The sequence below is a fragment of the Zhengella sp. genome (assembly GCF_041397485.1).
In the GTDB taxonomy this organism is placed as follows: domain Bacteria; phylum Pseudomonadota; class Alphaproteobacteria; order Rhizobiales; family Rhizobiaceae; genus Zhengella.
This window is the reverse complement of sequence record NZ_JAWKWO010000003.1, coordinates 174,464-187,290: the sequence shown is the minus strand read 5'-3', so window position 1 is coordinate 187,290 and position 12,827 is coordinate 174,464. Positions and strand designations below refer to the sequence as shown.

Annotated in this window: 7 protein-coding genes; 2 read left to right on the top strand and 5 right to left on the bottom strand. The window is 66.0% G+C overall.

Translation table 11 applies throughout. From position 1 onward, the window contains the following. Positions 1–2 precede the first annotated feature (2 nt). The 3 genes from R3D65_RS10555 to R3D65_RS10545 form a co-directional block, all read right to left on the bottom strand. Complete coding sequence (locus tag R3D65_RS10555; RefSeq protein ID WP_371275180.1) at positions 3–1,325, bottom strand: NAD(P)-dependent oxidoreductase; 1,323 nt, start codon at positions 1,323–1,325, stop codon at positions 3–5. A 253-nt stretch (positions 1,326–1,578) separates the two neighbouring features. After that, positions 1,579–2,034, bottom strand: a complete 456-nt coding sequence (locus R3D65_RS10550) for a DUF309 domain-containing protein (protein ID WP_371275179.1) — start codon at positions 2,032–2,034, stop codon at positions 1,579–1,581. A gap of 2 nt (positions 2,035–2,036) precedes the next feature. Further along, on the bottom strand, positions 2,037–3,584 hold the full coding sequence (locus tag R3D65_RS10545) for a benzoate-CoA ligase family protein (protein ID WP_371275178.1): 1,548 nt from the start codon (positions 3,582–3,584) through the stop codon (positions 2,037–2,039). A gap of 450 nt (positions 3,585–4,034) precedes the next feature. Between R3D65_RS10545 and irrA the strand changes: the two genes are divergently transcribed. After that, a complete protein-coding gene (gene irrA, locus R3D65_RS10540; protein WP_371275177.1) occupies positions 4,035–4,505 on the top strand; it encodes an iron response transcriptional regulator IrrA in 471 nt (156 codons plus the stop codon). An 84-nt stretch (positions 4,506–4,589) separates the two neighbouring features. Further along, positions 4,590–5,198, top strand: a complete 609-nt coding sequence (locus R3D65_RS10535) for a DUF3228 family protein (protein ID WP_371275176.1) — start codon at positions 4,590–4,592, stop codon at positions 5,196–5,198. 12 nt (positions 5,199–5,210) lie between these two features. Here R3D65_RS10535 and pbpC read toward each other — a convergent pair whose 3' ends face one another. Then, positions 5,211–7,280: a penicillin-binding protein 1C gene (gene pbpC, locus R3D65_RS10530; RefSeq protein ID WP_371275175.1), complete on the bottom strand. Its 2,070-nt coding sequence runs from the start codon at positions 7,278–7,280 to the stop codon at positions 5,211–5,213. Next, positions 7,280–12,742, bottom strand: a complete 5,463-nt coding sequence (locus R3D65_RS10525; RefSeq protein WP_371275174.1) for an MG2 domain-containing protein — start codon at positions 12,740–12,742, stop codon at positions 7,280–7,282. The genes pbpC and R3D65_RS10525 overlap by 1 nt, the downstream gene beginning before the upstream one ends. Positions 12,743–12,827 lie beyond the last annotated feature (85 nt).

Here is a 12,827-nt window from a genome sequence, read left to right as displayed (position 1 = left end):
TGTCAGGCGATCAGCGCTTGATGAATGGATTCGGCGGCATCGCGGCCCTGCGCCACGGCCGTGACGGTCAGGTCGTCGCCGCTATTGGTGCAGTCGCCTCCTGCCCAGACGGCCGGAAGCGACGTGCGCCCCTCCGCGTCCACGGCAATGCGCCCGCCCTCCAGCGTGATGGACGGGGACGAGCCGTTCAGGCTCGACGGCTCGAAGGTCTGGCCGATCGCCTTGAACACCTGGTCGCAGGCAATCGCCACCGTCTCGCCATCGCGTTCGAACTCGACAGCAACCACCCGGCCGCCGTCCGAAACGATACGCTTCGGCTGCATGCCGAAACGCAGCACCACGCCCTTGGTCTGCGCCAGTTCCTGCTCGAAACCCGACGCCTTCATGCGCGCCTGCGGCCCGCGATAGGCCACCGTCACCTCTTCCGCCCCCAGGCCCCTGGCCTGGACGGCCGCGTCGATGGCCGTCATGCCACCGCCGATGACGACGACACGCCGCCCCACCGGAATGCCGGCCAGATCGCCGGCCTGGCGCAACCCGGCAATCCATTCCACCGCATCGTCGGAGCCCTCGGCCTGCGCATCCGCATTGCCCAGCGAATTCACCCCTGCCAGCCCCATGCCGAGGAACACCGCGTCATACCGGTCCAGCAGGTCGCCGAGATGAACGTCCCGGCCCAATGCCTTGCCATTGTGGATCGCGATGCCGCCAATCGCGGTCACGTAATTCACCTCGGCCTCGGCAAAACGATCGGTCGCCTTGTAGGCGGCAATACCGTATTCGTTCAGGCCGCCTGCCTTTGGCCTCGCCTCGAAAACCTCCACCGCATGGCCCTTCATGGCCAGCCGGTGGGCGCATGCCAGCCCCGCCGGACCTGCGCCGACAACAGCAACCGTTTTCCCGGTGGCAGGCGCCCGGCCATAGAACTGCTTGCCCTGGCGCATCGCCGTATCGGTGGCGAAGCGCTGCAGCTCGCCAATGCGCACCGGCTTGCCCTCGGCCACCTCGCGCACGCAAACCTCCTCGCACAGCGTCTCCGTCGGGCAGACCCGGGCACACATGCCGCCCAGGATGTTCTGGTCGAAAATGGTCTTTGCCGCCCCCAGCGGATTGCCCGTCTGGATCTGCCGGATGAACATCGGAATGTCGATGGCGGTCGGGCAGGCATTCATGCACGGCGCGTCGTGACAGAAATAGCAGCGATCCGCCTCCACGCGTGCTTCATGTGCATCCAGCGGCGGATGCAGGTCGGAAAAGTTGCGGACATAATCCTCGGGCGTAAGCCGGCCCGCGGCAATGCCCTCCTTCAAGGAGTTTCCAGCCATGTTCAGTTCCCCATTTCTGCTTCTTTTGAGGAAAGGCTAGCACAGAAAATTTTTTTATCAATCGGTCAAAACACGAATGACGCGCATATTGATGCCGTCATCCCCGCGACAGCACCGCGGCCCGCTACTTTTAGAATAAAGTAATATTTACAAAGGCTTGTCTTAAAAGCCGGAATCAGAACCGCATCCATTTCAGGCAATGGATGAGGTTGTCCCATGCGGAGCCGTGGAACGGGCGCCTGGAAAGGCCGGCTCATCCTTCGGGCCGGAAGCCGCGTCTGCGGGCATCCTCGAACTGCGCCCCGGCGAGCGTGTGCAGACGTGCCGCGGCCCTGTCCCGCCCCATGGCTTCCTTCAGCCGCGCATTGGCATGCTGGATGGCCGCCTGAACGAACAGCCGCTCCGCGCCATTGGGCGCAAGTGCGTGCCAGACCGGCTCCCAGACCTCATGCGCCTCCCAGAAATAACCGCGCCGCAACAGCAGGAAGCCTGCCGTCCAGGCTTCGCTGGACCGCCAGTCAGGGCTTGTCAGCGTGCGCCCTGCCCTGTCCGAGATGTCGAAGATGACGCCACTTTCGGGCCGCGGCGTCAGGCCGGGCCGGTAGGGATGCTGCGGCAACCTCTCGGCAAGATGAATTTCGAGCCGGGCACGCATGCCCGGCTCCAATGCCTGTTCGGCGATGGCCAGCGCATCTTCCAGCGCCGTCATGCTCAGGCGCGCAGCCGGAACCGCTGGATCTTTCCGGTCGCGGTTTTCGGCAGGTCATCGACCACCTCAACCCAGCGCGGATATTTCCACTTTCCGATCCTGGCCTTGACGTGTTCCTTGAGCTGCTCGCGGAACGCATCATCGTCTTCGCCGCCTTCCTTCAACACCACGAAGGCTTTCGGTTTCTCCAGTCCATCCTCGTCGCGCTCGGCGACCACCGCAGCCTCCAGCACCGCCGGATGGGTCACCAGCGCCTGCTCCACCTCGAAGGGCGACAGCCAGATGCCCGATACCTTGAACATGTCGTCGGTGCGCCCGCAATAGACGAGCCGGCCGTCCTCGCGCAGTTCATACTTGTCGCCGGTGCGCGTCCATGCACCCTCGAAGGTGGACCGGCTCTTGTCGCGCTGGTTCCAGTAGCCGTCGGCTGCCGACGGTCCGTTCACCAGCAATTCGCCCACCTCGCCGGGCGCGACATCGCGGTTGTTCTCATCCACCAGCCGCAATTCGTAGCCCGGTACCGCCGTGCCGGATGTACCGTAGACCACGTCACCCAGCCGGTTGGAAAGGAAGATGTGCAGCATCTCGGTCGATCCGACACCGTCGAGGATCGGTGTTCCGGTGATTGCCTCCCAGCGCTTGCCGACTTCTTCAGGCAGGGCCTCCCCGGCCGAGATGGAATGACGCAGCCGGTCGAAACCAGCCGGCCGCCCGCCTTTCATGGCTGCGACAAGCGCGGCATAAAGCGTCGGCACACCGCAGAAGATGGTTGGCCGGTGCCGTTCGAAAATGTCCAGCACGCTGTCCGGTGTCGGCCGGCCGGCCAGGATCACCGTGGTCGCACCCACCGACATGGGAAAGGTCATGGCATTGCCGAGCCCGTAGGCAAAGAAGAACTTCGCCGCCGAGAACACCACGTCATCCTCGCGAATGCCCAGCACCTGCGCACCATAGGTATCGGCGGTTGCCCGCAGGCTGCCATGGACATGGCGCACGCCCTTCGGCCTGCCCGTGGAGCCGGACGAATAGAGCCAGAAGGCGCATTCGTCGCTGCCGGCCTCGATCATTGCCACCGGCTCGCTCGAAGCCAGTTCGCTGGCGAAATGCAGCGTGCCTTCCGGCGCGTTGTCGCCGATGAAGACGATTCTCTCGATATGGGGCTGGTTCTTCACCACCGGCTCGACCACCGGCCACAACGCCTGCGAAACGAAGAGCACGCGGGCCCGGCTGTCGCGCAGGATGGCATCATAGACATCGCCGCCAAGCAGCGTGTTGATGGCAATCGGCACGACGCCGCATTTGAGCGAGCCCCAGAAGATGATCGGGAATTCGACCATGTCGAGGACAATCATGGCGGCGCGGTCTTCCCGCCGGATGCCATGGCGCCGGTAGAGCGACGCCATGCGGTCGCTCGCCTCGGCCAGTCCGCCATAGGTCAGCACCCTACCGTCCGGCTGCGACTCCACAAAGGCGGGCTTGTCGGCCCGCGTCGCCAGATGCCTGTCAACAAAATACCACGCCGCATTGGCGTTGGCCTCGGCCTCGCTCATGTGTCCCTCCCCGAAAAAGGGAGCCTGCGGAACAAGACGAACCGCAGCATCCCCGTGCTTGTTGCACCGCCGCCATTGTTCCTCCAGACGGCCGATTTGTGCATTATTATGCACAATCCCTCGATCCCGGCAAGCCGTTCTCGCAAAGCCCGGCGATTTTTTTCGCCAGCAGCCGGCAAGCGCGGACAGCATGGGCGGCGCGGGAACCGGCCGGTCGCACACCATGGCGGCATTTCGCTGCACTTATCCGCCGTTTTCGGGTTGATCGAGATCAAGGCGGTGGACCGCTGGGGTTTGTAATCGTAACTTGAGAGCCTATGTTCTGATCGGTAACGGGAATGCGCGCTGCTTCCTCGCCGGATCGGGACGGTCTTGCAAAACGGCACCACGCGCGATACTCTCCGCCTGAACAGGATGTGCAAGATAATGCAGACTACGGACCGGACATCGATGATCAGGAGCCAGAATGCCAAAGCGGGCGCGCATGGGCCTTTGTGCTGGGCCTCCCGCCTTCGCGACCGCATGCGCGCTTCGGGCCTGCGCCCGACGCGCCAGCGCATGCATCTGGCCACGCTCCTCTTCACCCGCGGCGACCGACATGTGACGGCGGAAGAAATTCACGCCGAGGCGCAGCAGGAAAGCATCGCCGTGTCTCTGGCCACGGTCTACAACACGCTGCACCAGTTTACCGAAGCAGGCCTTCTGCGCGTTCTCGCCATCGAGACGAACAAGACCTATTTCGACACCAACACATCAGATCACCATCACTTCTTCGTCGAAGGCCGGGGGCAGGTTCTCGATATTCCGGATCAGGGTCCGGAAGGCGCGCTGCGGGTTGCAAATCTGCCCGAGCCGCCAGAGGGCATGGAAATCGCCCATGTCGATGTGGTCGTGCGCCTACGGCCGAAATCCCGCGCCTGAGCGCCAATTTCCCTTGTCCTGCATGAGCCCGCCCCCAGGAACCGGCTGGCACATGATCATGCCGGAACGTTCGGCCATGGCACCATGCTGGCATTCATCGCACAGGAGCGCGCCATGAAGATTGCCATGACAGGCTTTGCCATGCGCCAATGGCAGGAAGACGCCGGCGCCAGGCGCATGATCGGCCTTCCGCCCGATCAACTCGTCGCATCGTGCCATGCCGCGCTATCTGCCGGCGCCCGCCTCGTGGATGGCTATGCCCCTTTCTGCAAGCATCTTTTCCTCGAAAATTCCTCCCCCACGCGGTGTTCCTTCGCCCCGGTCACGGATGAAAACCGCCATTGTCTGCGGTCGGGATACAAGGCGCGCCGGGAGGGCGAACTGGCGGTTCTGGAACGCTGGTTCGAGGGTGTGGAAGCGCCCTTGGCCAGATGGCTGGACGTCATTCTCTACAGCAAGGCCCAACTCGACGCCGAGGCCGCCGATGGTCCCGATGCGGAAATCGTGCCCGATTGCGACTGGGGTATCGTCTCGGTCATTGGCACGCTGGAACCGGTTGAGCCGCCCATGCCGCCGATCACCCAGATGCGCAACAGCCTTGGTCGCGCGGAGGGGGGCTCCGGCGTCGCCATTGACCGCGAGTCCTACGTCCGCGCGGTGGATTTCTGGGAGCGCCACGCCTCTATCCGCTGACCGGGCCCGCGACTACTGGACGAAGAGATCCACGCTGGCCGCCCGCCCCGCCGCATCGATCACCGTCAGGCGCTGATGGCCCTTGCCGTCCGGCTGCCATTGGCGCATGCGCCGGCGCGAGGCGCCATCCAGCGGCGCGCCATTGGCCAGCCAGCGAAACGGCGCCCGCCCCCCTTGCAGCTTGAGGATGAGAGGCTGCATGGCATCGCTGCCGGCCAGTTCGACACGCGCACCCGCTGGCGGATAGACGATCACCGGAGCCGGCTCCGGCGCTTCCCTTGTCTCGCTCGGCGCCCGGTGCGTGAAGCGCTTCAGCGCTTGCGGCAGATCGCCATGCGCCAGTTCAACGGCACCGCGCGGCCGCGCCGGCAGGGGCGCATGACCCAGTCCCGCCCGCACCCAGCCGTCGAACAGGATCGGCGCCGCGGCCTTTGCGCCGCTCATCCCCGGCACGGCGGCATTGTCCGGCCGGCCGGTCCACACGGCCAGCACATGCCGCCCGTCAAACCCCACTGCCCAGGCATCGCGATAGCCGTAGGACGTGCCGGTCTTGTAGGCGATTCCGGTTTGCGCGGCCCCGGCAGGCGGCGAGACCCCGGACAGGATTTCGCCCACCTGCCATGCCGCTGCCGGTTCCAGGACACGTATGCGCCGCGGCCGCTCCGGGGGGCCGTGATGCAGCCGCGCCCTTGTACCTTCACCCGTGTTGGCCAAGGCAGTATAGGCCTCGGCCAGCCCGGTCAGCGTCACGCCCGCACCGCCAAGACCGATGGCAAGGCCGGGGGCACCGGCTTGCGGCAGAACGAGGCTGGCACCGGCCCTTCGCAGCCGCGATGCCAGCCGCTGCGGCCCCACAGCATCCAGCAGGCGCACCGCCGGGACGTTGAGCGACCATTGCAGGGCTTCTCGCACGGAAACATCACCCTTGTAGCCCATGTCGAAATTGGCAGGACGATAGCCGCCGAAGTCGGCTGGCCGGTCGGAGATGATGGTTTCGGGCGCCACCAGGCCCTGCTCGAAAGCGAGCCCGTAGATGAACGGCTTGAGCGCGGAGCCTGGCGAACGGGGCACATCCGCCATGTCCACCCAGCCGGAGCGGCGCTCATCGAGATAGCCTGCGGAACCCACGCGGGCCAGCATGTCACCCGTTGCCGCATCGAGGAGCACCATCGCCACGGAGACACCCGGCGGCAGCCGTTCGGCCCCTTCGCGCGCCACCGTTTCAAGGGCACCCTGACGCAGGCCGTCCAGCGTCAGCCGCACGGATGCCTCCTTGGCGTCATGCACTGCAAGCAGGCGCATCGCCAGATGCGGACTCAGCGATGGCATGGCCCTGCGCCGATGCGGCACATCGAAGCTGGAAGCCCGTGCGATTTCCGTTTCGGGAACAAGCCCGGCCTCGGCCATGCGCCACAGCACCCGGTCCCGCGCCGCCCGCGCTGCATCCGCTGCACGATCGGGCCTCCGCACTTCCGGCGATTGCGGCAAGGCCACCAGCAGCGCCGCCTCCGAAAGGCGCAATTTACCCGGTTCCTTGCCGAACCAGGCCAGCGTTGCAGCCCGAATGCCTTCCAGATTGCCGCCATAGGGCGCTATGGTCAGGTAGCGTTCCAGGATTTCCCGCTTGGAAAGCCGCCGCTCGATCTGGATCGCACGCAGCATCTGCCGGAGCTTTGCCGTCATCGACCGTTCGGCGCGCGGCTCCAGAAGCCGGGCAAGCTGCATGGTGATGGTCGATCCACCGGAGACGATCCGCCCCTGCATGGCCAATTGCCAGCCGGCCCGGACAATTGCCAGCGGATCGACGCCGGCATGACTGAAGAACCGCTTGTCCTCGAAGGCGACGAGCATGGCCAGGAAATCGTCGTCCACGCCATCCAGCGAGACCGGAAAGCGCCAGCGCCCCTCTTCCGTTGCCTGCGCGAACAGCAGCGCGCCATGCCGGTCAAGGACCTGCGCCGAATAAGCCGGGGCTTCGAGCGGCGGCGGAAGGGCCTCGTCCAGGGCGGAAACCCCAGCAGCTGCAAAGAACAGCCCCGCCAGTCCGCCGGCCATCCATTTGAGGAAGGAAAGCGCCCGCATCAGCGCAACTCCCTGACCTCCACGAAACCCGCCGCCGTGCGCGCAGAGAATTGCGGGCGGTACATGTCTTCCACCTGCGCAGCCGGGTGAATGTAGGTGCCCGGCGTCACTGCCCGCACCACATAGGCCAGTTGCAGCGCCCGGCTGTCACCGGCCGACCGGTCGAATGCCGCCACGAACCGGTCGTCAAGGAATTCCAGATGGGCCGGACTGACATCGCCCAGCCAATCGAAATTCTTCAGTTGCGCACTGCCGGCCAGCGCCGGATTGTCGATCTCGAAACCGCCCGGCAGCAGGTCTGTCACCACGATGCGCGATGGCCAGGTGTTGAGTTCGGCGATCTGCAGCACCACGACAAGGCGCTGGTTCTGCTCCACCTGTTGCAGGCTCGCCGGCCTGCCATCCAGCGTGAAGTAACTGCGCGCAATGGTGAAACCGTTACCGCCCGCCGGCAGCGGATCGATCGGCGCGGCCACGGAGGTGACGAGTGCGGTCACCGGTTCGCCACCGAAATTCTTCACCGAAACAGGTGCGTCGAGCAGATCGACGCCGGAGCGGCGAAGGGTGAACGGGCCCGAATGATCCATGCCGTTCACGCTCAGCTTCATGGCCGCATCCTGTCCGGCAAGCGCGCGTGCCGCCAGAAGCAGCCACGCCTCCTCCTGGGTGGAGGTATGCGGCCGCCGTTGCTTCTGTCCGGTCACGAAACGGGTCATCGCCGCCATGCCGCCGGGCTGCGGCCGGCTCTCGGCTGCAAGAGCGAGAATTGCAGCGCCATCGCGCAGCTTTGAACCATAATCCTGGCGCGCCAGCACTGCGTGATCCGCCTGCGCTTCAGCCAGATCCAGCGCCGCCTTGAACAAGCGGGCCGAGCGCTCGCCATCGCCGTAGAGCGAAAGCCCTGCCGCCAGTTGCGCCCGTGCCATCGGGCTGTCGAAGGCATCGAGCTTTGTATCGGCATAATAGCGCAGGTCGCCGGCCGAGGCCTTGCGGTGTCGTGCCAGCACATAGAGCGCATAGGCGATCTCGCGGCCGCGCCCGCTCACATCGTTCACATAGGCGAGATTGTTTTCCAGGTTGCCGACGGCGAGATCCATGGCGGTCTGCGGCACGTCGAAACCCTTTTCACGTGCCCGTGTCAGGAAATCGCTGACATAGGCATCGAGCCAGAGATCGCCTGCGCCCGGCGACCACAGGCCGAACGACCCGCTTGCGGACTGGAAAGCCAGCACCCGCGCAATCGCCTCCTCGATGCGCCTGTCGATGGCCGGATCGCTTGCCTCGCCCTCCAGTTCCGACAGGTAGAGCAGCGGCAAGGCCCGGCTTGTCGTCTGTTCCGCGCAGTCATGGGGATAGCGGTCGAGGCTCATGAGCAGGCCGGGCACGTCAAAGGCAGCCAGCCGCGTCACCGAGACCGAAACCGTGGCATCACGAATGACGCTGTCGGCCAGCAATTGCCGGTCAACGGCAAGCCCCCCGCCATTGGCAAGCAGTTCGATCTCGCGCCGCACGGTGACCGGAAGCGCACCGGGACGAACCGGGAAGGAAACGTCATGCCGGATGCGCGTGCCCTCATCGTGGGTCAGTGTCAGCGCCACTTCCGCGTCCCCCGGCGCTCCGGCGGCGACCGGCAGCCGCAGCACGCTCCGCCCGCCTTTCCGTAACGCGATGCGCGCCGGCAATTCGCCCGCGAGCCGCAACGGACCCCGGGTTTCCACCGAAAGGACATAGTCTCCCGCCGGACCATCCGTGTTGGTGATATCGAAGCGCAATTCGGAACGGTCGCCGGTTGCCATGAAACGCGGTGCGCCGGCAATCACCACGACCGGTTCGCGCACGGTCACGTCGCGTGATGCAGAGCCGGTCGCCGTCGCGCTCCAGGCCGTGGCCATCACGCGCACAGTTCCGTTGAATTGCGGCATGTCGAAGCGCACGGCCGCCTTGCCCTCGGCGTCCAGTTGCACCGGCCCGGAAAAGAAGGCAACGAGCCTGCCCTTTGGCGGACTGCCCCTGGATTGCATGCCGGGCCCGTCGCCGCCGGTTCGCACACGCCCCAGCGCGCCTTGCGAGCCGTCGATCAGGCGGCCGTAGACATCGCGGATTTCAAGGCCCATCCGCCGCTGGCCGAAATACCAGGCCTCCGGCCGGGGCGGCTCGTAGCCGGTCAGGTTAAGGATGCCGACATCGACCGCCGCGATGGTCGCGTAGACGGTTTCGCCGGACCTGGCACCGGTGACCGACAATGGCACCTCGAATGGCTGGCCCGGAACGGTCTGCGGCGGGGTGTCGACAGTCAGCGAAAGCGTCCGGTCGCTGGCATCCACGGCGAGCCATTTCACGCCGATGGCGCGCGCCGGCATCCGGCTTTCGCCCGCCGAGCCCGGCCGGTAGAGCGTCGCCGTGACATAGGCGCCCGCTCCCCAATCGGCGCCCACGGGGAAGGTGATTTCGCCGCCGCTGGCCGGAATGCTGGCATGCTGCGTGGCAAGGACGCGATCGGCTCCGACGGTAACCAGCAGTTCACCGGCGAAACGCGGCGACACCTTCAGCCTTGCAATGTCACCGGGCCGGTAATGCGCCTTGTCCAACGCGATTTCCAGCCCGTCCGGTGTATCGAGGGAAGAGGTTTCCACATACCACCCGGCCTGGAAGTCATGGCTTGTGATCGCATCCGCGCCTTCCACTTCCAGCCGGTAGCGCCCCCAATCCACGGGCATGGCAACGGAAGCCGGCATGTCTGCCCCGACATCGACCGTGCCGCTGGCGGCCAGCGAGGTGAAATCCGCCGCCTCGTAGCGCCACTCGTTGCCGTCGCGATACCATTGATAGTTGCGGGTCACGCGCAAGAGCCGCCAGTCAAGGCCTTGTGCCGCCACCCTTGCCCCATCGGGATCGACCGCGATGATGGAGAAGGAAACCGTCGAGCCCTCCGGCGCCTGGTCTCCGGCAAAGCCGGGCTTGATGCCGATCATCGTGCCCTGCGGCCGGACTGGCATGGTCAGGCTGCGCTCCACCGCGCGCCCTGCCCCCTCGCGCAGGCGCACCGTTACCACCGCCTCGAGCGGCCGGGTGGTCGACGGCAAGGTGCCGGGATCGATGCCGATCTCCGCGCGCCCCTGCCCGTCCAGCACCGGCAGGTCTTGCAGTGGAACCGTGGTGCGCCCGTCCTCGTCATCCTCCGCAAGGCCGAAGACATATCCCTCATGCCCCGGACGGCTGGCCACCGGGCTGATCTGCACCTCGCCTTCCATGGAAAGCCCCGCCGCCGGCGCGCCATACAGGAACCGGCCGTTCACCGTCACCGCCCCGCCCTGTTCCGGGTCCAGCACCGGCCCTGACGAAGCGGCCAGATCGAATTCGATCCGGTCGGGAACGAAATCCTCCACCAGGAAGGTCTGCTCGGCCAGTGCCTCTCGCTCGGGATCGGCATGGATGCGCACCGTCCAGGCGCCACGCATGGCGTTGTCCGGCAGGTCGAGAGCCACGACATGGCCGCCCGCCTTCGGCGCAGACGAAACCAGCCGCCGCTCCTCCTTGCCGTCCGGGCGCCGGAAGACGAAGGTCAGCGGCAGATCCTCCACGGCAACGGCCGCGCCGTCGCGCGCCAGCGCGGTGACGTGAACCGTATCGCCGGCCCGGTAGATGCCGCGTTCGGAAAACGCGTAGACATCGATGGCGCCAGGCGCGGGCCTGCCCTCGACGCCGCGGTCCGACAGGTCGAACCCCGCGCGGTTGAGATCGAGAAACACGAAACCGGACCCGTCAGCCTCCGCCAGCAGCAGGGCTGGCGCCAGGCCACCCGTGGCCCGCACAAGGCCGGCATCGAAGCGCGCTTGGCCGGAGTCATCGGTCACCGCCTCGCCCAGGACCTCGTTGTTGCGCGCCAGGAGACGCACGCTCGCGCCGGCAATCGGCGCGGCGCTGTCCAGCGATCGGGCATGGACATGCATCCCGTCGAGGCCGGTCCGGGCCGACAGGCCGATATCGGATACCGTGAACCATTGCGTGGCGCGGTTTTCCCAATCATCGCTACGCGCGCCTTGCGCCGTCGCCACCAGCGCATAGACGCCGGGCGCGCGCGACGGCAGGACCGTTTCCAGCGGCAGCGCGGTGGTGACCTCTTCGTTCAGGCCTCCGGGCGTGTCCATGGAACCGGACCAGACAAGTTCGCCCTGCCGGTCGCGAATGTCCTGCGCCTGGTAGCCGGACAGGCCCTGCAGGAAGCGGCCGTCTTCCAGCAACCGTGACAGGGCCCGCGCACCGATCCGGTACAGTTCCAGATCCACCGCCCCGGCATTCACCGTCACGACCGGGATCGCCTGCCGCCCCTTGGCCGGCAGCACGAAATCCTCGCCGGTGAAGCGCGCGAAAGGCTGACGGTCGCGCACATAGATGGCAATGTCGACCGGCGTCTCAAGCACTTCGCCGACTGCCGACGGCAACCCGTCGCGCAAGGTCAGTGCATAGCGTTCGCCATGCCTGAGGCCATTGACGCAAATCTCGCGCCCTTGCGCCTCGAAGGATGGCGGCTCGCCGCCATTGAGCCGCACATAGGGCGCGTAGTCATGGCCTTTCACCAGATTTTCCGACACCTGCACGCAGGCACGCGGATTGGCCGTATCGGCATCCACGGTGTTGTCGATCACGCGAAATCCCTTGCGCGCTCTCAGATCGGCGAAATCGGCCCGCACCTGATCGTTTTCCTGCAGCGCCAGCGATGCCTTGTAGGCTTCCAGCGCGGGGCGGAACTGGCTGCGCAGCTCCAAAGCCTTGGCCAGTTCATCCAGTGCGCCGGCCCGGTTCGCCGTGGTGCGCGATGTCTCATAGGCATTGAAGGCGGCCGACGTTGCATATTGCTGCAACTGGTAACGTTCCGCGCCACGTTCGGGTGTCATCACGCGGATGCCGCGCGCCAGATCGCGCCAGAAGGCCGAGTCGTCCGGCCGCAGCGCAACGGCACCGGAAAGCAGCGCCACCCCCTGGCGTGCATCGCCGCCAGCCAGCGCCGCACGGCCTTCTTCGGCCATCGCATGGGCCGAACGGCCGGCGAACCGGCTTTCATTGCCCGCCAGGCGGGCCCGGTATTTCCCTGCTTCGACCGGCATGGAATCGGGGATGAAGGCAAGCGGCGGCGCCGCGCCCAGATCCTCGCGCGCCTCCACCACGACACGCCCGGCAATGGCACCCGCAAAGCTGTTGAGGGCGCCATGATCGCTCTTCAGGAAACACCAGCCTGCGCGCACATTGTAGGTAAAGGCCCGGCACGCCCGGTCGCCAAGGCATATGGCTTTGCACTGCTCCAGGGTCACGTCTTTCTCGGTGCGCAGGTCGAATCCGAAATAATCCGCGTTTTCAACGACCTCGATGCGCCGCACGTCGGCACCCGCAGCGGGCATCGCGCCTGCCAGCACCACCAGGGCTGCCAGAATGATCCGTGAAAACGGGCGAGGAATGGACAGCATGGAAACCTCCCGCTGTGGTTGACGCCCCTGACTGCCGCGAATGTTTCATCCACCGGCCTGGAAAGTCAACGGGCAAGGTGGGCGA

What these genes read in the sequence shown, in the direction of transcription:
- R3D65_RS10525 (WP_371275174.1), bottom strand. Translation starts at nt 12,742, where the DNA reads ATGCTGTCCATTCCTCGCCCGTTTTCACGGATCATTCTGGCAGCCCTG.
- R3D65_RS10535 (WP_371275176.1), top strand. Translation starts at nt 4,590, where the DNA reads ATGCTGGCATTCATCGCACAGGAGCGCGCCATGAAGATTGCCATGACA.
- R3D65_RS10545 (WP_371275178.1), bottom strand. Translation starts at nt 3,584, where the DNA reads ATGAGCGAGGCCGAGGCCAACGCCAATGCGGCGTGGTATTTTGTTGAC.
- R3D65_RS10555 (WP_371275180.1), bottom strand. Translation starts at nt 1,325, where the DNA reads ATGGCTGGAAACTCCTTGAAGGAGGGCATTGCCGCGGGCCGGCTTACG.
- irrA (WP_371275177.1), top strand. Translation starts at nt 4,035, where the DNA reads ATGATCAGGAGCCAGAATGCCAAAGCGGGCGCGCATGGGCCTTTGTGC.
- pbpC (WP_371275175.1), bottom strand. Translation starts at nt 7,280, where the DNA reads ATGCGGGCGCTTTCCTTCCTCAAATGGATGGCCGGCGGACTGGCGGGG.
- R3D65_RS10550 (WP_371275179.1), bottom strand. Translation starts at nt 2,034, where the DNA reads ATGACGGCGCTGGAAGATGCGCTGGCCATCGCCGAACAGGCATTGGAG.